Genomic DNA, 19,111 nt, shown 5'->3' with positions numbered 1-19,111 from the left:
TAAAAACCTGTAATGGCGCCTGGGCACCGGGCTCAGGAAATCAGCGCCACTTTCATTTGCTCTAAACGGGCTTTCACCGAGGTGTCCAGCACCTCGTCACCCACCACGACTCGTACGCCCCCAATCAGGGCCGGCTCCAGCTCAACCTGGAGGTTGAGCTTCTTGCCAAAGCGTTTTTCCAGCGTTGCCGACAGATCGGCCAGCGCCCCACCGTCCAGCGCAAATGCGCTGTAGACAGTCGCATCGGACGAACCACTTTGCGCATTTTTCAGGGTGCGGAACTGCGCGGAGATTTCCGGCAGGACGCTCAGGCGGCCGTTGTCGATCACCGTGCGCAGGAAGTTCTTCGCGGCGTCCGGCAGTTTCGTCTTCGCAACGCCCGAAATCACGTCAAACGCCTGCGCCGAAGTGACGCCGGGGTTGCCGGCGAACTGCTGCAGCTGCGCATTGGCAGCAATGGCGGCCAGCTCATCGAGCCAGACAGCGGTGCCGCCCAGGTCGGAGCCACAGGCCTTGAACAAGGCTTCGGCGTAAGGACGGGCAATGGTGGCTAGTTCGGCCATGTTGATGCTCGCTTAGAGTTCGGTCTTCAGGCGGCCCAGCAAGTCGGCATGCACGCTGGCATTGACTTCCTTGCGCAGAATCTGCTCGGCGCCCTTGACGGCCAGCGCGGCGACCTGCTCACGCAGGGTTTCGCGAGCCTTGACGGACTGCTGCTCGGCTTCCACCTTGGCGGCAGCAATGATCTTGCTGCCTTCTTCGGTTGCCCGGGCCTTGGCTTCTTCAACCAGGGCCTGGCCCCTGCGCTCGGCTTCAGCCAGGCGCACGGCCGCTTCATTGCGCGACTTGGCCAGCTCTTCTTCCACGCGCTTGTTGGCAACGGAGAGTTCAGACTTGGCTTTATCGGCAGCGGCGAGGCCGTCAGCGATTTTTTGCGCACGCGCGTCCAGGGCCGCCGCGATGGGTGGCCACACAAATTTCATCGTGAACCCGACCAAAATCAGGAACACGATCATCTGGACAATAAGGGTACCGGTAATGCTCACTGCTCATCCTTTCCCTTGGGGCCCAGCCAATGGCCGACCCGAAGGAATGACATTCTTGGGACTTTGATGATTACTTAGGCAGGTTGGCGATTTGCGCCAGGAATGGGTTGGCGGTGGCAAACCACAGCGCAATACCCGTACCGATAATGAAAGCGGCGTCGATCAGACCGGCCAACAGGAACATCTTGGTTTGCAGTTCGCCCATCAGCTCAGGCTGGCGTGCAGCTGCTTCCAGGTATTTGCTGCCCATGATGCCGATGCCGATACAGGCGCCGACAGCGCCGAGACCGATGATGAGGCCGGCGGCCAGAGCGACAAAACTAATAACTTCCATGATGACTCCTTAGGACTTGGTTACGAGAGAAAAAGAAAAAAGAAAAACGGGAACAACTGACTAGTGGTGATCGTGCGCCTGGCCGATATACACCAGAGTCAGCATCATGAACACGAACGCTTGCAGCGTGATGATCAGGATGTGGAAAATCGCCCAGGCCGAGCCGGCAATGATGTGGCCGATCGCCAGTGCAATGCCGGTGCCCAGCGAGACCGAGGCAAATGCACCACCCATCAGGGCGATCAGCAGGAAGATCAGTTCACCCGCATACATGTTGCCGAACAGTCGCATGCCGTGAGAAACGGTCTTGGCGACGAACTCGATCATCTGCATGAGGAAATTGAAAGGGTACAACGCCCAGTGATTGCCGAAAGGCGCTGTGAACAGCTCGTGGATCCAGCCGCCGGCACCCTTGATCTTGACGTTGTAAACCAGGCAGGTGATCAGCACGCCGAGCGACAGACCCATCGTGACCGAGAGGTCGGCAGTTGGCACGGAGCGCATGAACGCGTGATGTGGATCATGCCCGGCAGCGCCGTAGATGGCCGCCCAAATTGCAGGTATCAGATCAACCGGCAGCAAATCCATCGCGTTGAGCAGGAAGATCCACACGAACACCGTCAGGGCCAGGGGAGCCACCAGCTTGCGGCTCTCGGCGTTGTGCACGATGCCCTTGGCTTGCGCGTCGACCATTTCGACCAGAATTTCGACGGCAGCCTGGAAACGGCCGGGAACGCCGGAGGTGGCTTTGCGGGCGGCCTTCCAGAGCAGGAAGCAACCGATCACGCCCAGCAAAATGCTGAAAATCGTCGAGTCGATGTTGATAACGGTCAGATCGAATGGGCCAACCAGCTCTTTATTACGCCAATGCGTCAAATGGTGAACGATGTATTCACCAGCAGTCTGACCACCATGTCCAGCAGCATTCTCAGCAGCCATTTATTGCTCGCCTCAAAGTTTATTTATTGCGCCTGGCCGCGAACATTAACGCGAGCCAGGACACTTTCATTGTCACCACCAGGCCGACCAGCATTGCCGGCCAACTCAGCATCGAAACCAGCCTTGGAGCGGCAAAAAGCATTGCCACCGTCAAGGCGATCTTGACCATTTCCCACAAGAAGAACCCCATCACCGCAGTGCCGGGGTTCATCGACCAAACCTTGCCGGTCAAACCGCGCGCAAACAGCGCCGCCGGAATCACCACCGCCAACGCCCCGTAAAGCGCCGACCAACCCACCGATTGCTGTCCCGTCAGAGCCCAGGCGACACATGCCACCACAATTCCGGCTACCGACTGCCCCGCCAATACCGACCAGGGAGACGCCTGAGGACTCGCTTCACGAAGCTTTTGGGCTTCTTCGCGGGTCAGGGTCTTGAAACTTTCTTCCTGCGCCTCAAAATCATCTGTAACAACCCGGTTATCCGGAGCTACCGCTGAATTCGCAGAATTTCCCATTTTCGTCATAACAAATTACGGGAAAGTTACAGGGGCGGTTATTAGCAAAGCCCTTGATTATACGTAGAAACCCCCGCACATCCGCAAAATCCCGGCTTTGAATCCGGATTAGGGGCGATTGGCCGTTTTCAGCCTGAAATACGGAGGGGTGGTTCACAATCACCGCTAAAAGGGACCCCAAGCGGGATGCCCGCCGCGAACCACACCCCACCGAAAGAAGCCATGCAAGCCCTGATGAAATTCCTGCACATTGCCGCCGCCGTCACCTGGCTGGGCGGCGCGGCTTTCATGCTGTTTGCACTGCGGCCGGCCCTGGCGGCCGGGCAACTTGCGCCGCCGCAACGCCTGCCACTGATCGTGCACATTCTGGTGCGTTTTTTCGCGCTGGTCTGGGTATCCATCACCGTCCTTTTGCTGACAGGCCTGGCCATGCTGATGGCGGTCGGCATGAAAAACGCGCCCATTGGCTGGCACCTGATGTTCGGCATCGGCCTTTTGATGTTCGCGCTGTTCGGCCACCTGTATTTCGGACCTTTTCGCCGGCTCAAGCTGGCAGTCACCGCGTCCGACTGGCCGGAAGGCGGCCGCCGTGTCGGGCAGATTGCGACGCTGGCCCTGGCCAATCTCGCGCTGGGTGCATTGGCGATCGCAGCCGTCATCTTCCTGGCGTGAAGCCCTGGGCGTCCGTGCCGCATCCATGCGCGCAAGCCTCTTTTTCAGCAGCCTGCTTTTTCTGGCCGGAGGCTGCACGGCCGTGAACCCCTATTACGACCCCGCCAAACCGCACCACATTCGCGAGGGCTTCCGGAACAACTACGCCGCCTCAGTCAACCAGAGCTTTGGTGCACTGATGCGATGGCAGTGGGAAAAGCGCCAGCAAGGCCTACCCAAACCGCCTGCCGCGCCCATCCCGCAACAAGCGCCCGACCTGAAAGCCATCCAGGCCTACGCCTCGACTTTTGCTGCGTCGGGCACAACCAAGCCCCGCCCCGCCATCACCTGGATAGGCCACGCCAGCATGCTGGTGCAGGCCGGCGGGCTCAACGTGTTGACGGACCCGGTGTTCTCACAGCGCGCCAGCCCGGTGCAGTTCATGGGCCCCTCCCGCGTGCAACCGCCTGGCATCGCACTGGCCGACTTGCCACCGATCGACGTGGTGGTGGTCTCACACAACCACTACGACCACCTGGACACCGACTCCGTGCAGGCGATCGCCGCGCGCTCCGCCGCTGCGGGCCGCCCCACCCTGTTCCTGGTGCCGCTGGGCGTCAAGTCCTGGTTCGCCAGCCGCGGCATCACACACGTCATCGAAATGGACTGGTGGGACAGCCACGTTTACCGAGGCGTGGAGTTCAACTTCACACCGGTGCAGCACTGGTCGGCGCGCAGCTTCGGCGACCGTAGCCAGACGCTCTGGGGTGGTTATGCCGTGTTCGCACCCGACCTTCATTGGTATTTCAGCGGCGACACCGGTTACTCCAAAGACTTCCTGGATACCCGGGCGCGCTTTGCCAACCGGGGCGGCGGGTTTGACCTGGCCCTGATTGCCGTGGGCGGCTACGAGCCGCGCTGGTTCATGTCGGGTCAGCACGTCAACCCCGCCGAAGCAGTGCAAATCCACCAGGACCTGGGCGCCAGGCGCAGTGTGGGCGTGCACTGGGGCACTTTCGAGCTGACCGACGAGCCGCTGGACCAGCCGCCGCAAGACCTGGCCGCCGCCCGCGCGGCCAAAGGCCTGAAGGATGACGACTTCAGCGTGATGGCGATCGGCGAGACCCGCTTTTTACCGCCCAGACCAGCCCTATGAAATCGCGCCACAAGAAACGCACACCCGGCGAACCGCACTGGACGGATCGCCTCAAGGCATCCGTGCCGACGCGTGAAGACCTGGTGGCCAACCGGTGGCTCAGGCCCGTGGCCCACAGGGTGCTGGAGCCGCAGCTGTGGCGGCTCCAGCACGAGGCCGTCGCGCGCGGCGTGGCCATCGGCATCTTCTGGGCGTTTGCGCTTCCGTTCGCGCAAGTCGTGGCGGCGGTCGCCAGCAGCGTCTGGTGGCGCGCCAACATTCCGGTCGCCGCCGGTATTACCTTTATTACCAACCCGTTCACTGTCGGCTTCTGGCTCTGGCTGGCCTATCAGGTGGGCGATCTGCTGCTGGATGCGCCTCCGCCTCTTCGCATGTCGGAGGGCGCCGGCTTCGTCGCCTGGGTGACGTCCTTCGGTGGGCCCGCCATTTTGGGCATGGGCATCTTTGCGGTGGTCGGCTCCATCACAGGCTACCTGCTGGTCAAAATGGGCTGGCGCGTTCGTGTCTGGTTCAAACGCCGCCACCGGCAGGCCGCCAGACCATAGACAATCGGAAGCAAGCCGACAGGCAGGCTCCTAGCGGTGCGCCGGTGCACCATCGCAGCACTTTCACTTCTTCACTACCCAGCCATGACAACGATTCCCGCCAGCGCACTTCCCGATACCCCCTGCTACCTCAACGGCGAATTCACCCCGCTGCGCGACGCAAAGATCAGCGTGATGGACCGCGGCTTCATCTTCGGCGACGGCATTTATGAAGTGGTGCCGGCGTATGCAGGCAAACCGTTTCGCTTCGAACAGCACATGGCGCGGCTCGAACGCAGCCTCACCGAACTGCGCATCACCAACCCGCTGAGCCGTTCCGAGTGGCTGGATATTGCTCTGAAATTGATAGCTGCTTGCGCTCATTCCACGGGCGCTGCAGCCGAAAAAGGCAATCAACTGGTGTACATCCAGATCACCCGCGGCGTGGCCATGCGCGACCACTCCATGCTGCCGGGCCTGACGCCCACGGTGTTTGTGATGTGCAACCCGATGAAGCTGCCCGGCGCCGGCGCGCGCGAAAAAGGCGTGGCCTGCGTCACGGCCGACGACTTCCGCTGGGAAAAAGCCCACATCAAGAGCACCAGCCTGCTGGGCGCGGTGTTTTCGCGCCAGATCAGCGTAGACGCCGGCGCGGTCGAGACCGTGATGTTCCGCGGCGACTACCTGAGCGAAGCTGCTTCCAGCAACGTCTGGGTCGTCAAAAACGGCAAGGTCATCGGCCCGCTCAAGGACAACCTGGTGCTCGAAGGCATCCGCTTCGGCCTGATCGAGGAAATGTGCCGCGCCGCCGGCATCCCGTTCGAGTTGCGCCGCATCACGCGCGCCGAGGTGCTGGATGCCGATGAACTCATGCTGTCGTCGGCCACCAAGGAAGTGCTGCCCGTGACCCTGCTGGATGGCCAGCCGGTGGGCCACGGAGTAGAAAAAGGCCACCCCGGCCCCACCTACAAAAAACTGTACGCTGAATACCAGCGTGCCAAACAGGCCTGAAAGGACCGCTTGCCATGACGACTTCCCCCGACCTCCCAAAAATCATCGGTGCCCCCGGCACAGAGCCGTCGCGCCAGGAGTCGCTGATTGAGTACCCGTCGCAATTCCCCATCAAGGTGATGGGCCAGAAGGTCGACGGCCTGGTCGCGGCCATCACCTCGGTCGCGCACCAGTTCGACCCTCAATTCGACGCCTCCACCATCGAGCTGCGAGAAAGCAAAGGCGGCAAATACCTGGGCGTGACCATCACCGTCACAGCCACCAGCCGCGAGCAACTCGACGAGCTCTACCGTACGCTGTCGACGCATCCGATGGTCAAGGTCGTCCTCTAAACGGACCCCGGGGAAGCGCTGCACATGCAGGCTGAAACACGCACACTGGGCCGGGTCGAGTACTTGCCGACTTATGAAGCCATGCAAGCAAACATGGTGCCCCCACGCTCCACCGCTGCGCGGGTCGCTGCCCCCCGAGGGGGCTGGCCTTGCTTGGGGCGGCCCGGCGCGGCGGCCGTGGCTTCATGATGATGGTCACGCAAATGGGCAGGGTTGACTACCTCCCGACCTACGAGGCCATGCAGGCCTTCACAGCGGCGCGCAACCCCGGTTTTTTAAACGAAAATGGGCTGCAGCCCCCGCAGAACGAGCGCGACCAGCTATGGATTTGTGAGCACCCACCAGTCTATACCCAGGGGCTGGCGGGCAAAAGCGACCATGTACTGAACCCTGGCAGCATCCCGGTGGTGCAAACCAATCGCGGCGGCCAGGTGACTTACCACGGCCCCGGCCAGGTGGTGGCCTATCCGCTCATCGATTTGAAGCGCGCCGGCTATTACGTCAAGGAATACGTCTACCGCATCGAAGAGTCCGTCATCAAGACGCTCACGCATTTCGGCGTCACCGGGCACCGGGTGGCCGGCTCACCCGGCATTTACGTGCGGCTGGACGACCCCGCCTCCCACGCGGCGCTGACCGGCCCGATGCACCCGGCCGACCCTTTTCGCGGCCTGGGCAAAATCGCCGCTTTGGGCATCAAAGTGAGCCGGCATTGCACCTACCACGGGGTGGCGCTGAATGTCGCGATGGACCTGGAACCCTTCTCGCGCATCAACCCCTGCGGGTATGTGGGGCTTAAAACCACAGACCTTCGTACAATTGGCGTGTCCGTCACGTGGCAGGAGGCTGCGGACGTGTTGGGGCAGAAGCTCACCGCTTATCTGGCACCCTGATCTTTTTTTCCGTTCGGGCTGAGCCTGTCGAAGCCCCCGGCCTCAGCCGGCAATGAGCGGATTTTCCAGCCCTTCGACAGGCTCAGGGCGAACGGCATTGACCCATGAGCACACCCGAGATCGTCAACGCGGCTGCAACGCCCTCATCCAACCCCGTGGTCCGCGACGTCCAGACCCTGGAAGGCTACAACCCGCTGGCCAAACAAAAGGCCGCAGCCAAGCTGTCGCGCATCCCCGTCAAGGTGGTGCAGGGCGAAATACTCAAAAAGCCTGAGTGGATCCGCGTCAAAGCCGGCAGCCCCACCACGCGTTTCTACGAGATCAAGCAGATCCTGCGTGAGAACAAGCTCAACACGGTGTGCGAAGAAGCCAGCTGCCCCAACATCGGCGAATGCTTCGGCAAGGGCACGGCCACTTTCATGATCATGGGCGACAAGTGCACCCGCCGCTGCCCGTTTTGCGATGTGGGCCACGGCCGGCCCGACCCGCTGGACGTGAACGAGCCGCTGAACCTGGCAAAAACTATCGCGGCGCTGAAGCTGAAATACGTGGTGATCACCAGCGTGGACCGCGACGACCTGCGCGACGGTGGCAGCGGCCATTTTGTCGAATGCATCCAGAAAATCCGCGAGCTCTCGCCCGCCACCACGATTGAAATCCTCGTGCCCGACTTCCGCGGCCGCGACGACCGTGCGCTCGAGATTTTGAAAGCCGCGCCGCCCGACGTGATGAACCACAACCTCGAAACTGCGCCGCGCCTTTATAAAGAAGCCCGCCCCGGCAGCGACTACCAGTTCAGCCTCAACCTGCTCAAGAAGTTCAAGGCGCTGCACCCCAACGTACCAACCAAGAGCGGCATCATGGTCGGCCTCGGCGAGACCGACGAAGAAATTTTGCAAGTCATGCGCGACATGCGCGCGCACAACATCGACATGCTGACCATCGGCCAGTACCTCGCACCCTCCACCAGCCACTTGCCGGTGCGCCGCTACGTGCACCCCGACACCTTCAAGATGTTTGAAGAAGAAGCCTACAAAATGGGCTTCACCCACGCCGCCGTGGGCGCCATGGTGCGCAGCAGCTACCACGCCGACCAGCAAGCGCATGCAGCTGGCGTGGCTGTCAATCAATAGAACTAAGCAAAAGATGTCTGGAAAATCCTTGCAAGCCAATGGCTTGAAAATTAGCTAACCCGCCTTTTCCGATTGACGCCAAGCTAGTCTTTATCCGCCCCGCCTGGGTGGTGCCTCGCCAGCGTTGAAAGCAGAGTGTTGAATTTCAGCAAAGCCTGACCCGATCTTTTCATAGACCCTTGATCCATGCTCGTTGCTAGCGGAAGGCTCTCTTGATGTGGACAACACGCCTGAGGCCCACTGCTTTCAACACTAGCGAGATACGGCTAGGGCGGGTAACGTTTAGATGGAAATTACTGGCCTAACCGGGTCAAACTGCGATGGCATTCAACACCCTCTGGTCACTTCAGCGCAATTCACCACACTTACAGCACGTTGTTGTAGTCGTACAAATATTCCTCATATTCTGATGAAGTCCAGACATGCCCGTCTAGCCTATCAATCATGACGACTCCACCCGACTTTTCTTCCTCATTGTTTTCAGGTACCAGATCAAAAGCCCAAAACACCGGCGGAATCCTTTGATGGCGTATTGAGACTGCCACAGTTGCTCCAACGGTTTTTGCATATTCAATAGCAAGATCAAACGCAATCTCCATTGATATGGTTTTCTGCTCTCTGTACGCGATCGGCACACTAAAACATACTATCCCGTTGCGTCTCAAGTCTGACACCACGGATACCAACTTAACCCTATCTGCGCTGGCATGCAAGAAACCGACATAAACCTTCTCGCTGTCAAAGACAAAGTTCTTATCGAACAGTTCGATGAATTTAAGTCGATCTGATTTAACAGCATCATAAAAATACAAATCGCATTTTCTTTGCATACCATCTCCAGAAAATATTTGTCGTGCGCTCAAGGATGAACAACCACACCCTTGCCCGTAAGAACCGCCCCTAGGGAGTCAACAAGAACCGAGTAGCTTGAGCCTGTACCTAACGGCCAAGGATCCCGAATATTTGCCCAGCCCCCCTTCACTGAATCTACAACAATGGCGTGAATGCCACCCGCCTCAGTCCTAACGTTGACGATAACTGATGCGCCATTTTTTGTGGCAGTGGAAATCGATTCAATCGTGGTCGCAGCTGAGTAGTCAGCAGTGCCAGTGAAGCCAAGATTTTTTAGACCGCTCGGGATATTTGCGAGCGATGTCCCGCTGCCGTCCGTGAGTATCGCGCTTCTTACGTACGCCTCTGGCGTGTTCGTTAGATTAGCGGCCATCTTGCAACTTGCTGCGACACATGAAAAGTCAAAGGCTTGACCAAGTGTCGGGTTTGTTGGCGTGTACGGCATACGCGTAGTGTTCGTAAATAGACCTTCACCATTTCCCGCAACTACGCCCACACCCCCCTTTGCCTCAAGACCGCCTATTACCTTGCCACTGGCGTCAACCAGAACTCTTTCTCCTCCGCGCACAACTATCTTGGAGCCAATGTAGCCCGCTAAAGGCAACAGTTCAACCGCGTTGGTCGGGAGAAGGATTTCCGTGCCAACATACACGCCCGCGCCCAGCATGCTGCGTAAACTTGTCGAATCAGCACTGCCGACATCCACCGCCCAACCTGTAATCTGGCCCTTGAGGTCAACCAGCGGTTTGATCTGAAACTTCTCCAGTTCCTTTGCCAAAGGTGAAAGCGCATTGCCAGCGTTTTCTCTGAAATCGGACATTATTCGTCCCAGCGCAATGATGCCTATGTTGTCGTACCCGTACCGCTTGGCCGCTGGATCTTGTTGAAGTTGAGCCGAGCAGGCTTCCACCGACAAATTCACACACGCCCCCAGAAGGGCCTGGTTACGTAGACGATCTAAAACCTCTAAGCCTGCTAACTCCTTTTGCTCCTGGCTAGTGATGCTTCCATTGCGCTGTTTCTCGCGCAAGGCATCGCGCTGTAATTCCTCAGCATGTTTGAGCCAGTTATTCGCCGCCGCATTGACTCCCGCCTGATTGGCCAGGTTGATCTGCTCCGCGTTGCCCCCAGCCACCGCAGCTGCAAGAGCGCTGATCATTCCCCCGAACTGCGCCGTATCTGCTCGCTTGCCGTAAGCCTCCGCCGCCATCTCGCCGACCGCAGCACCAATGGCCCCTGCCGCGCAGCCTTCGCTGCCTGCCCGTGCAGCACCCGCCGCGCAACCCGCCAGTGCATGCGCCAGCTTGTGCGTAAAGGCATTGAGGGTGCCTTCAACTCTCATTGTTCCAATCCACTCCGCCCCCTGCGCCGCCGCCGTATCAATAAAGGCGCTCGTCAGATTGGCTTTAAGACTGTCCTCCAAACTGCCGCCATTGATGGCCGTGCTGATCAATGACCGGACCACCCCGGCTTTGAGGTTGGGCCAGAGTTGGCTGCTGAAGGTTTTCCCGGCCAAGTCGCCGCCGGGTACGTTGGGGTTCAAACCCATGCCTTGCAGTGCGCCCGCCGTCACCATGGCCGTCAGCAGCGACTTGATGCTTTCACTGGAGCCCAGATCCTCCAGCACCTTGCCAATATCGCCCTGGTTGTTGATCAGGGACACGGCCGCCTGGCCGGCCAGAGCACTGATGCCAGCCGTCACCGCCCCGCCGACGACTGCGCCTGTGGTACCGCCTCCTACTGCCGTGCCGGCAACCCCGCCTGCTGTACCAGCCGCCCCATAAGTGAAGAAGGCCACCACGATGGTCACGATCGCCGCGCCCTCTGGCGTCAGGCCCTGCTTCTTGTAGTTCCAGCCTTTGCTGGCGTCTTCAAGGGTTGTCCAATTAACTTTACCCGCCAGGGCCGGATCGTTCAGCAACTGCTCCACCCACTCCATGCCGGGCTGCTGGGCCAGCTGCTGGGCGCTGTCTTTGCTGCCGATCTGGGCGGTGATTTTGGGGGCGCTGAATTGAACGGCGTTGGCGTTGAACTGGTTGTACTGGGTGGTCTGCTCGATGCTGCCCTGGTCGCGCATCTTCTGGTACATCAGGTCTTTGCCGAAGCTTTGCAGGGTGCTGACCGTCTCTGTTTGCTGGCCGTCCAGCTGCAGGGTGCCGGCTGCGCTCAGGCTCAAGGTGCCGGGTGTGGTGACGCTGGTGCCTGCGATGTGCAGGTCGCCCTGGGTGGCGGTGATGTTGACGTTCTGGCCGCTCAGGGTGCTGCGGGCCAGGCTGGTTTGCTGCCGTACGCTTGTTTCCGTCAGCTTGCGCCCTATGCCTTCGCTGGGGTTGCTAAAGCCGATGGCGTCGATCTTGGCGCCGCGCTCGGTTCGGGTGGTGCTGGTGCTGCTGGTGTTGACTGCGGCCTGGATCAGGACGTTGGCGCCTTGAACACTGGCTGTGCCTTGTTCGGCGCTGATCCGGGCACCTTCGATGACGGCAGTGCCGCCGGCCATCAGGCTGGCATTGCCCTGTGCGCTGGTGATCTCCGCGCCGCGGGCGGTGGTGCTGTTTTGCGCTGTGGCGGTGCCGCCGCCTTGGGTGCCGAACTGGGCGCCTACGGCGCCAACGCTCAAGCTCAGGCCGCTTTTATAGCTCTCGAAGCTGCTGCTTTGGCTCTGGCTGTCTTGGGCCGCGGCAACGATGAGCTGGTTGCCGGCGTAGAGGAGCACATTGCCCTGGCCCTTGATCTGCGTGCCTTCGAGCACGGCGTTGTTTCCGGCCAGCATGGTGACGGTTTTGCCGCCAAGGCTGGCGCTTACGGCGTTGTCCTGGTCGCTGGTGCGGCGCTCTTTGGTGCGGCTGGAGCTAAAGAGGTCGCTCTCTGAGGTGGTCAGGCCAAAGCCGAAACTGTTGGTTTCACGGCCTGCGGTGATGTTGGCATCGTTGCCGGCCGTGACGGTGAGGTCGCCTGTGGCCTGCATGCTGGCGGCGCGGGCGTTGAGGTCTTTGCCTGCGCTCAGGTTCAAGCTGCCTGCGGTCTGGATCTGGCTGCCGATCTCCTTGGTCTGGCTGTCGCGCACAAAGTCGTCGTCGCCGCGGCGCTGGTCGCTGCTGTTGGCGGTGGTGACGGTGGTCAGGTTGAGGTTGTTGCCGGCGGCAAGCGTGGTGCTGCCGCTGGAGCTGTTGTTGCCGATGACGCCGGCGATCAGGTTGAGGTCGCGGCCTGCGCTGGCGACCAGGGTGCCTGGGGTGCCTGCTGTGTTTCCGGTCACGTAAAGGCCGGCCACGCGGTCGATGCCGGTCATGCTGAAGGTGTTGTTGCTGGAGGCGTTGACTGCGGTGACATTGCCGCTGCCGATGCCGCCTGTCCGGTTGGTGGCGCTGGTGGTGGTGGTGACGATGTTGATGTCACGCCCGGCAATGGCGCTCAAGCTGCTGGCGGCGTCGATGGTGCCGCCGATGTTGTTGATGTCGGTGCGGGCGGCCACGGCAACGGTGTTGCCGGTGATGCGGCCGTTGATGTTGTGCACGTTCTCGGCGGTGAGGCTGACGACCGTGCGGCCTGCCACGGTGCCACTGTTGGTGAGGTCGCCGCTGAGGTTGATGTTGACTTCGCGGCCGGCCAGCAGCACGCCTTGGCCATTGAGGTCGCCGGTGCGGGTATGCACATACACGGTAGGCACCAGGGCCTTGGTGGTGCTGCCGTCGGGCAGGGTGACGTCGCGCTCGACCAGCCAGAGCACGTCGCTTGTGAGCTGGGCAACCTGTGCCGCGCTCAAGGCGATGCCGGGGCGCAGCTGGAACTGTTGGGCAAAGGTGATGCCGGCGTCCATCAGGGCGCGGTATTGCTGCTCGTCGCTGGTGAAGTTTCCGAGAAAGCGCAGGCCGGTGAGCTGGGCCACCTGCTCGCGCACCAGGCGCTGTTCATAAAAGCCGTCGCCCAGGCGTTTCTGGGTGACCGTGGGGTCCAGGCTGAGGGTGGCCAACATGTAGTCGCTGCCGAGCCACTGGCGCAGGTTGGTGAACAGCGGGTCGGTTTCGATCAAGTAGCCGGCGGCCGGGTTGGGATTGGTGCGAAACAGGCTGCTGGCGGGCAGAGTGATCAGCGGCGGCGCGGGAATAGTCGCGGCAGTGCCGGCCGTGATGGTGCCGGCCTGCTGCAAGCCGCTACCGACGCCCTGGCTGGCGGGCGCAATCATGGTGTCGCTGCGGTAAACGTTGAGATTGAGGGTTTGCGGCACGGTTTGGCTGTAGTCCGAGTCGCGGTAGGCGTTGTAGTTGTAGTCGCAGCCCTTGATGCTGCCGCAGCCTTCGTTGTAGTTGCTCCAGGCATAGGCGCGGCCAGTGCGCTGAGCGTCGACAACGGGCGTGCGGCCGCGGTTTTCAAGCGCCTGGCCGGTGATGTTGAGCACCCCTCCGGCGATGATCTGGCTTTGGTCGTTGAGCAGTGCGCTGGACGCGTTCAGTGTCATGGCGCCTGCGCTCAGGAAGCGGCCGGGGGTGCTGCGGGTGATGGTGGCGCTGGGCACCGACTGGTTGTAATCGCGCAAACCGTCGAAAGTGATCGCCACCGCATTGACGCTGGTGCGCATGGCCTCGACACGCGCCTGCAGCGCGACCCAGGGCGCAATGGCGGCTTCCCACTCGGCCAGCTCCGCTGGTGTCGGTGGAATATAAATTGGGTTGTCGCCACTACCTGCAGTGGTGCCCGTGGGTTTTGCCCCGGGAGGCGCCGTGACCGGCGAGGCGACGCCGAAGAGCGCCCAGGCCGGGTGGCCCGCCAGATAGCCGAACGCTGGCGGCACATAAATAGACGAACTATTGTCGCCAGAGCTGGTATCGATGGAATGTTCCGCCACATAAGGGCTGGGGCCGCTGTAATAGGCCGCGTACACAGCGTCCGAATAGGCTGCGCCCTTTGGCAGGAAACGACCCTGACCTCCCGCGTAGAGGTAGCCACCGTGTGAGGCCGGTGTCATGCTGCCGAGCTCCCACGCAACATCGTTTGAGCTGTAGATGCCTTGCGCGGTGACGTATTCCTTGACCTGCGGACCCGCCGCGACTTGCACGGTGTAGGCGAAGTCGGGATTGGTGTTGTTGATCTGGGCCGCCTTGATAGTCAGCCCGCCCATGGATTCGATGGTGCCGCCCGCATTGTTGACAGCCAGGGCGCTGCCGGTGGCCTGCCGGGCGGCGTCGAGGCTGCCGCCGATGTTCAGCGCCGAGGCGCCAGTGCCGCCGCTATAGATGAGCGCGTCGACGCCGTTGTTGAGCGTGCCAGCGCCGATGTCCAGGCGGTCGCGCCCGGCAATCACGGCCGCCTTGGTGACCCCGGCTATGGTTTCGGCGCTGTTGTTGAGCGTGGTGGCGGCAATGCTCAGCGTGTCGCCATAGATTTGGCCGGTGCCGATGTTGTTGACGGTGGGCGCGTCGATGCGGGTGTCCACGCCGTCGATGAGGCCGCGGTTGGTAAGGCTGTTGGTGACGGTGATGCGGGTGTTGGTGGCGGTGAGCTTGCTGCCGACGGCATTGGTGATGTCGGCCGCCGAAAGGGCGAGGGTGGCGCCCGACTGCAGGGCGCCCTGGTTGGCCAGGGTACCCGCGCTGATGGTGGCGTTACCCCCGGCGCTGATCTGGCCATTGGGCGCGACGAGCAGGCTGTCTGTCTGGTTGTTCAGGATGCCGGCCACGGTGAGGTCCAGCGTGGCGGTGCCCGCGGCCTGCACGTTGCCACGCAGGTTGTTGAGGCTGCCGGCGCTGATGGTGGTGTTGCCGTTGCTGGCGATACGGCCGCCGGTGTTGTCCATGGCGCCGGTGGCGGTGATGACGGTATTGCCGGTGCCGAGCTGCACGATCTCGCCGCCGACGTTGGAGAGGTCGGCCGCGCCGAGGTGCAACTGCCCGGCCGAGATGGCCGCGCCATCGGTGCGCAAGGTCTGGCCGGTAGTGAGCGTGAGCAGGCCCTGTGCCTTGACTTTTGCGCGGCTCGCATCGATGCCGCCCGCAGTGCTGGTGACCGAAACGGCCTGGCCGCTGAGCTTGCCATCGGTGAGGTCAAGCTGCGCCGCGCTGATGGCGGCGTTGCCTGCCGACAGGGTCTGGCCATTCAGGGCAGCGTTGCCGGTAGCCACCAAGGTGAGGTCGCCGCTGCTGCCCAGCGTACCGTCGGCTTTCAAGCCGGCGGCGATGACCGCGTTGGCCGACGAGACGATTTGCGCCCCGGCGCCGGTGGCCTGCAGGGTGGTATTCCCGCCCGCAGCCATCAGGTGGCTGTTGTTGATGTCGCCTACTGCAGTGGCCTGCAACTGGCCGGCGGCCTGGATGCTGCCGGTGTTGGTCAGCCAGCCGTTGGCTTGCAGCACGATATCGCCCGCCCCCGCGCCAATGGCGCCGGCGTTGCGGGTGCCCAGGCCGGTCTCGGTGCCGATGATGAAGATCTTGCCGGCGTACATGCCGCCCAGCTGGGCCACGTCCAGCGCAAACGAGGGCGCCGGCCCGGTGCCGGCAATCGGGGTGGCGCTGGACAGGTCAGCGCTGACCTGGTTGGCACCGGTGACGACGCGCAGGTCCTTGGCCCAGATGCCGGCATTGACCTGCACCGCCCGCGCCAGGATGCTGGTGTAGTCGGCGCCGGCGGTGTCCAGCCCGCTACCGCTGATGTTGACCACGCCGCCCTGCACGCGGAAAGCCTCGAGGTTGCCGCTGTTTACCACTGGCGCACCGGTGGTAAGCGTCACGCCGCTGGCGTTGATGAAGCCGCCGCCGTTGACGTTGATGCCGGCCGGGTTGGCGATGATGACTTCGGCGCGCTGGCCGGCCACTTCGACAAAGCCGCGCAGTTGGCTGGGGTTGCTGGAATTGACCTCATTGAGGATGACACGCGCACCACCGCCGGCCAGCCAAGGGTTGCCCTGCACAAAGCCGCCCAGTTGCGTCGGCGCAGTGGTGCGGCTGTTGTTGAGAATAACGCCCTGCTGCGGCACGTCGAATTGGATGTAGGTATTGCGCGAAACACCGGCAGCCGATGGGGTCTGGATGTTGACCTGCGTGACGCCATTGGCCGCGGGCAGCACGGTGGGGCGCTGGTTGCCGGGGGCGGAGGGGTCCGCAATGACCTGGGCCTGGGCCGCATGGAAGGCCGGCTGCACCGACAGCAAGGCCCCCATGGCCAGCACGAGGGCATGACGCAGCGGATGCCATGCCGCACCCCCACCAGACGCGCCGGCTGGGGCGGCTGGACTCGCGGTCTGCCCGCCGGCGGCCTTGCCGTTGGCGCTGGCGGTTTCCCCCACGGCCATGAGCTGGCCGCGCTTGTGATTGAAGATGATGCGGTGCAGGTTTTTGTTCACGGTACGGTCTCGGTCAATCAGGAAAACGAAGGGGATGCGAGCATGGGGCGGGCCTGCCACCACTGGCGGGATTGCGCTTCAGAAACACGGTCGCCACGGAAGGTCAGCACGCGCATGCCGCGCTCGTTGCCGCGGTGGTAAAGGGCGCGCGCACAGCTGTCGGCCAGCAACTGGCCGACAGCGCGCCGGAAGGCAGGCGCATGGCCGAAGGGCGTGAACCAGTCGATGAGCCACATGCGGTCGCCGCTGGCCCAGTCGTCAGGGCGCAGGCCCACGGCGGGGTTGGCAAGGTAGCGGCTTTCGGCCTCGGCGCTCAGGTTGGCCCAGGCAGCATAGGCCACCGGACGGATGTCGTCGCCGTTGCCGTCAGGTGCGCTGGCCAGCACGTACTGCCGATTTTTAAGGGGCGGCAGCAGCAGCAGCGTCAGAGCCTTGAGCGGCAGGTCTTGGTGGTCGGCAACGTGCATCCACAGCCAGGTGACCGAGCCGAACACGGCAGCCTCGTTGTAGCCGGGGGCGCCCAGGGCGGGCGCGGTGATCTGGAGGTTACCCATCTGCATGCTAGAAGCTCACGCTGATGCTGAAGCCCGCCACGCTGTTGGCGGTGCGAAAGAACTCCGGCTTTTTGACGGGGGCGCCGATGAAGAAGTCGTACTGCAGCTTTTTGAAGCTGCCGCGCAGGCCGATCACGGCGCCCGTGAGCCGCTTGCCGACCTGCAGCTCGCTGCTTGGGCCTGCGACTTCGCCGTGGTCCAGGCCGACATACAACTCCTGGCCTGTATCGCCCAGCGCGAAGCCGAGTTCGTTGCGCAGCAGCCAGCCACGCTCTGCGCTCAGCGACGATTCGCCATCGAAGCCGCGCACGGTGTAGCGCCCGCCAATGGCGAAGCGGTCTTGCGGCGTGAGCGGTGTGCGGTCGTGCTGCAGGCGCCAGCTGGCGCTGTAACGAACGCTTTTCTCTGCCAGCTTGAAGGGCACATTGAGGTTGGCATCCACATTGACTACAGCAAAGCTGGAGGTGCCTTCGCCAAACGCCTCTTCCGGCGCGGGCAGCGAGCCAAAGGCGCCGGTGCCGCGCTTGTAGGCCAGGTTGCCCTCAAGCGTGGCCTGGCCGATGAATTCCTTGTGGCCGGCTGCAAGCTCCCAGCCGCCGACCACGCGGCGCTGCACTTCGACTTCGGTGTCGTCGATGAAGTTGTTGGAGCGGCGCTGAAAGGCCTTGAGACTGACGGTGCTCTTGCGGCTGGCGTCACGGTAAACAAGGCGCGAGAGTTTGACTTCAGCGTTGCTGTTGGTGCCCCGGTAGACATAGTCCTGGTTGAGGCCGGCCACCGTCTGGTAGTAGTTGCTGTCGCTGACGGTGGCGCCCAGTGTCCAGTAGCCTAACGGCAGGGAGTAATGCACGGTGGTGCCGCGCGTTCCGCGGCCGCCGGCTTCACCGCCGCCCAGGTCGCGGTTGAGCGACACATAAAACAAGTCGTTCAGCGTGAGCCAGTTGTCATACGACAGCGTGACGCCGCCCTGGTATTTGCCCGTGGCCTTGGAGCCGCTGTCGTCGGCAAAGAACGAAGCGCGAAACGGGAGGGCCTGCTTGTAGCTGATGACCAGGTCGCTCTGGCCGGGCCGGCTGTCGGCGCCTTTGGCCTCTTCGATCTGGATGTCGGCTTCGGCGGTGGGTACGCGCTTGAAGTTTTCCAGGGCTTGCTCGATGTCGCGCAGGTTCAGGATGTCGCCGGGCTTGGTAGGCAGCGCTGTCCAGGCGTTGCCGCGTGCATCGCTGCCTTCCGAAAACCGGATGGCGCGGATGCGGCCCGGAATCACCGTGAGGGCGAGCACGCCGCTGCTGAGGTTTTGCGGCTCGGCCAGGATGCGCGTGGTGACATAGCCGCGGGCGATGACAGCGTTTTGCAGGCGCTTGATCACGATGGCGACGCCGCCCGCGCCCAGGCAGCGACCGGTGGGCGCGTCGCTGGCGTCCGGGCCGGCTGCGGCAGCCAGCGCCCAGGCGAACTGCGACGCCAGCGCGGGCGGCTCCCCGGCGACGGCGCGCAGCTGCAGTGTCTGGATGGCAAAGCAAGGCGACTCTGCCGTGGGCAGTTGGGGGTTTTCGGCGGCGGGCGTTTGGGAGCCGCGCACATCGGGCGCTTTTTCCTGTTGCTCGCGCAGCAGGCGTTCGCGCTCCTGGGCCCGGCGCTGCTCTTGTTCGGCGCTGCTTTGAGGCGCCGGCTGCGCCAGCACATGGGCGGCCAGCAAAGCCACGGCCACGCCGAAGCAGAGCTTATGTAAGCCGCTTGTTACTGTTTTGACCGATTTTTGGGTGCGCGCTGGCACCATCCCGAGTGATACACCCAAGTCATCGTGTGGCTTGGCCAATCACGCTCTCCCTGATT

The 19,111-nt window shown here is 62.4% G+C and carries 16 protein-coding genes; 7 read left to right on the top strand and 9 right to left on the bottom strand.

Annotation, left to right across the window (positions count from 1 at the left end; translation table 11 throughout):
- Positions 1 to 32: 32 nt before the first annotated feature.
- From ABI546_RS16270 to ABI546_RS16250, 5 genes are all read right to left on the bottom strand, one after another.
- Positions 33 to 563 (bottom strand): F0F1 ATP synthase subunit delta, encoded by a 531-nt coding sequence (locus ABI546_RS16270; RefSeq protein WP_348048109.1) that lies wholly within the window; start codon positions 561 to 563, stop codon positions 33 to 35.
- Positions 564 to 575: 12 nt separating this feature from the next.
- Positions 576 to 1,046, bottom strand: a complete 471-nt coding sequence (locus ABI546_RS16265) for a F0F1 ATP synthase subunit B (protein ID WP_348048107.1) — start codon at positions 1,044 to 1,046, stop codon at positions 576 to 578.
- 70 nt (positions 1,047 to 1,116) lie between these two features.
- Positions 1,117 to 1,383, bottom strand: coding sequence for a F0F1 ATP synthase subunit C (atpE, locus tag ABI546_RS16260; protein WP_174575471.1), 267 nt, complete (start codon positions 1,381 to 1,383; stop codon positions 1,117 to 1,119).
- Between the two features lie 57 nt (positions 1,384 to 1,440).
- A complete protein-coding gene (gene atpB, locus ABI546_RS16255; RefSeq protein WP_348048105.1) occupies positions 1,441 to 2,319 on the bottom strand; it encodes a F0F1 ATP synthase subunit A in 879 nt (292 codons plus the stop codon).
- A 19-nt stretch (positions 2,320 to 2,338) separates the two neighbouring features.
- Entirely contained in the window at positions 2,339 to 2,836 is a 498-nt protein-coding gene (locus ABI546_RS16250; protein WP_348048127.1) for an ATP synthase subunit I, read from the bottom strand.
- A gap of 222 nt (positions 2,837 to 3,058) precedes the next feature.
- Here ABI546_RS16250 and ABI546_RS16245 point away from each other — a divergent pair, with 222 nt between their 5' ends.
- The 7 genes from ABI546_RS16245 to lipA all read left to right on the top strand — a co-directional run bounded on the left by ABI546_RS16245 (position 3,059) and on the right by lipA (position 8,536).
- Positions 3,059 to 3,508: a CopD family protein gene (locus ABI546_RS16245; RefSeq protein ID WP_348048103.1), complete on the top strand. Its 450-nt coding sequence runs from the start codon at positions 3,059 to 3,061 to the stop codon at positions 3,506 to 3,508.
- Positions 3,509 to 3,533: 25 nt separating this feature from the next.
- Entirely contained in the window at positions 3,534 to 4,643 is a 1,110-nt protein-coding gene (locus ABI546_RS16240) for an MBL fold metallo-hydrolase (protein WP_348048101.1), read from the top strand.
- Positions 4,640 to 5,188, top strand: coding sequence for a DUF2062 domain-containing protein (locus ABI546_RS16235; protein ID WP_348048099.1), 549 nt, complete (start codon positions 4,640 to 4,642; stop codon positions 5,186 to 5,188). Before ABI546_RS16240 ends, ABI546_RS16235 begins: the two co-directional genes overlap by 4 nt.
- Positions 5,189 to 5,272: 84 nt before the next feature.
- A complete protein-coding gene (locus ABI546_RS16230) occupies positions 5,273 to 6,178 on the top strand; it encodes a D-amino acid aminotransferase (RefSeq protein ID WP_348048097.1) in 906 nt (301 codons plus the stop codon).
- Positions 6,179 to 6,192: 14 nt separating this feature from the next.
- The gene (locus ABI546_RS16225) at positions 6,193 to 6,510 is read left to right on the top strand and encodes a DUF493 family protein (protein WP_348048095.1); all 318 of its coding nucleotides are present in this window, start codon (positions 6,193 to 6,195) and stop codon (positions 6,508 to 6,510) included.
- Between the two features lie 188 nt (positions 6,511 to 6,698).
- Positions 6,699 to 7,403 carry a lipoyl(octanoyl) transferase LipB gene (gene lipB, locus ABI546_RS16220; protein ID WP_348048093.1) on the top strand — a complete coding sequence of 235 codons (705 nt, stop codon included), beginning with the start codon at positions 6,699 to 6,701 and terminating at the stop codon, positions 7,401 to 7,403.
- Between the two features lie 104 nt (positions 7,404 to 7,507).
- Complete coding sequence (lipA, locus tag ABI546_RS16215; protein WP_348048091.1) at positions 7,508 to 8,536, top strand: lipoyl synthase; 1,029 nt, start codon at positions 7,508 to 7,510, stop codon at positions 8,534 to 8,536.
- A 365-nt stretch (positions 8,537 to 8,901) separates the two neighbouring features.
- On the opposite strand, the gene ABI546_RS16210 is transcribed toward lipA, so the two are convergent.
- From ABI546_RS16210 to ABI546_RS16195, 4 genes are read right to left on the bottom strand one after another with little or no spacing between them, the layout of a single operon-like run.
- On the bottom strand, positions 8,902 to 9,399 hold the full coding sequence (locus ABI546_RS16210) for a hypothetical protein (RefSeq protein ID WP_348048089.1): 498 nt from the start codon (positions 9,397 to 9,399) through the stop codon (positions 8,902 to 8,904).
- Positions 9,396 to 16,721: a DUF637 domain-containing protein gene (locus tag ABI546_RS16205; protein ID WP_348048087.1), complete on the bottom strand. Its 7,326-nt coding sequence runs from the start codon at positions 16,719 to 16,721 to the stop codon at positions 9,396 to 9,398. The genes ABI546_RS16210 and ABI546_RS16205 overlap by 4 nt, the downstream gene beginning before the upstream one ends.
- Positions 16,722 to 16,738: 17 nt before the next feature.
- A complete protein-coding gene (locus ABI546_RS16200; RefSeq protein ID WP_348048085.1) occupies positions 16,739 to 17,281 on the bottom strand; it encodes a toxin-activating lysine-acyltransferase in 543 nt (180 codons plus the stop codon).
- Position 17,282: 1 nt separating this feature from the next.
- Positions 17,283 to 18,980: a ShlB/FhaC/HecB family hemolysin secretion/activation protein gene (locus ABI546_RS16195; protein ID WP_348048125.1), complete on the bottom strand. Its 1,698-nt coding sequence runs from the start codon at positions 18,978 to 18,980 to the stop codon at positions 17,283 to 17,285.
- Positions 18,981 to 19,111 lie beyond the last annotated feature (131 nt).

This window comes from Polaromonas sp., from assembly GCF_039932935.1.
Classification (GTDB): domain Bacteria; phylum Pseudomonadota; class Gammaproteobacteria; order Burkholderiales; family Burkholderiaceae_C; genus Polaromonas.
The sequence above is the reverse complement of the archived record's forward strand: the minus strand, read 5'-3'. Positions and strand labels throughout refer to the sequence as shown.

Bases quoted from the DNA above. Each gene is read 5' to 3' on its own strand.
- ABI546_RS16270 (WP_348048109.1), bottom strand. From the start codon at position 563: ATGGCCGAACTAGCCACCATTGCCCGTCCTTACGCCGAAGCCTTGTTC.
- atpB (WP_348048105.1), bottom strand. From the start codon at position 2,319: ATGGCTGCTGAGAATGCTGCTGGACATGGTGGTCAGACTGCTGGTGAA.
- ABI546_RS16250 (WP_348048127.1), bottom strand. From the start codon at position 2,836: ATGGGAAATTCTGCGAATTCAGCGGTAGCTCCGGATAACCGGGTTGTT.
- ABI546_RS16245 (WP_348048103.1), top strand. From the start codon at position 3,059: ATGCAAGCCCTGATGAAATTCCTGCACATTGCCGCCGCCGTCACCTGG.
- ABI546_RS16240 (WP_348048101.1), top strand. From the start codon at position 3,534: ATGCGCGCAAGCCTCTTTTTCAGCAGCCTGCTTTTTCTGGCCGGAGGC.
- ABI546_RS16235 (WP_348048099.1), top strand. From the start codon at position 4,640: ATGAAATCGCGCCACAAGAAACGCACACCCGGCGAACCGCACTGGACG.
- ABI546_RS16230 (WP_348048097.1), top strand. From the start codon at position 5,273: ATGACAACGATTCCCGCCAGCGCACTTCCCGATACCCCCTGCTACCTC.
- ABI546_RS16225 (WP_348048095.1), top strand. From the start codon at position 6,193: ATGACGACTTCCCCCGACCTCCCAAAAATCATCGGTGCCCCCGGCACA.
- lipB (WP_348048093.1), top strand. From the start codon at position 6,699: ATGATGGTCACGCAAATGGGCAGGGTTGACTACCTCCCGACCTACGAG.
- lipA (WP_348048091.1), top strand. From the start codon at position 7,508: ATGAGCACACCCGAGATCGTCAACGCGGCTGCAACGCCCTCATCCAAC.
- ABI546_RS16200 (WP_348048085.1), bottom strand. From the start codon at position 17,281: ATGCAGATGGGTAACCTCCAGATCACCGCGCCCGCCCTGGGCGCCCCC.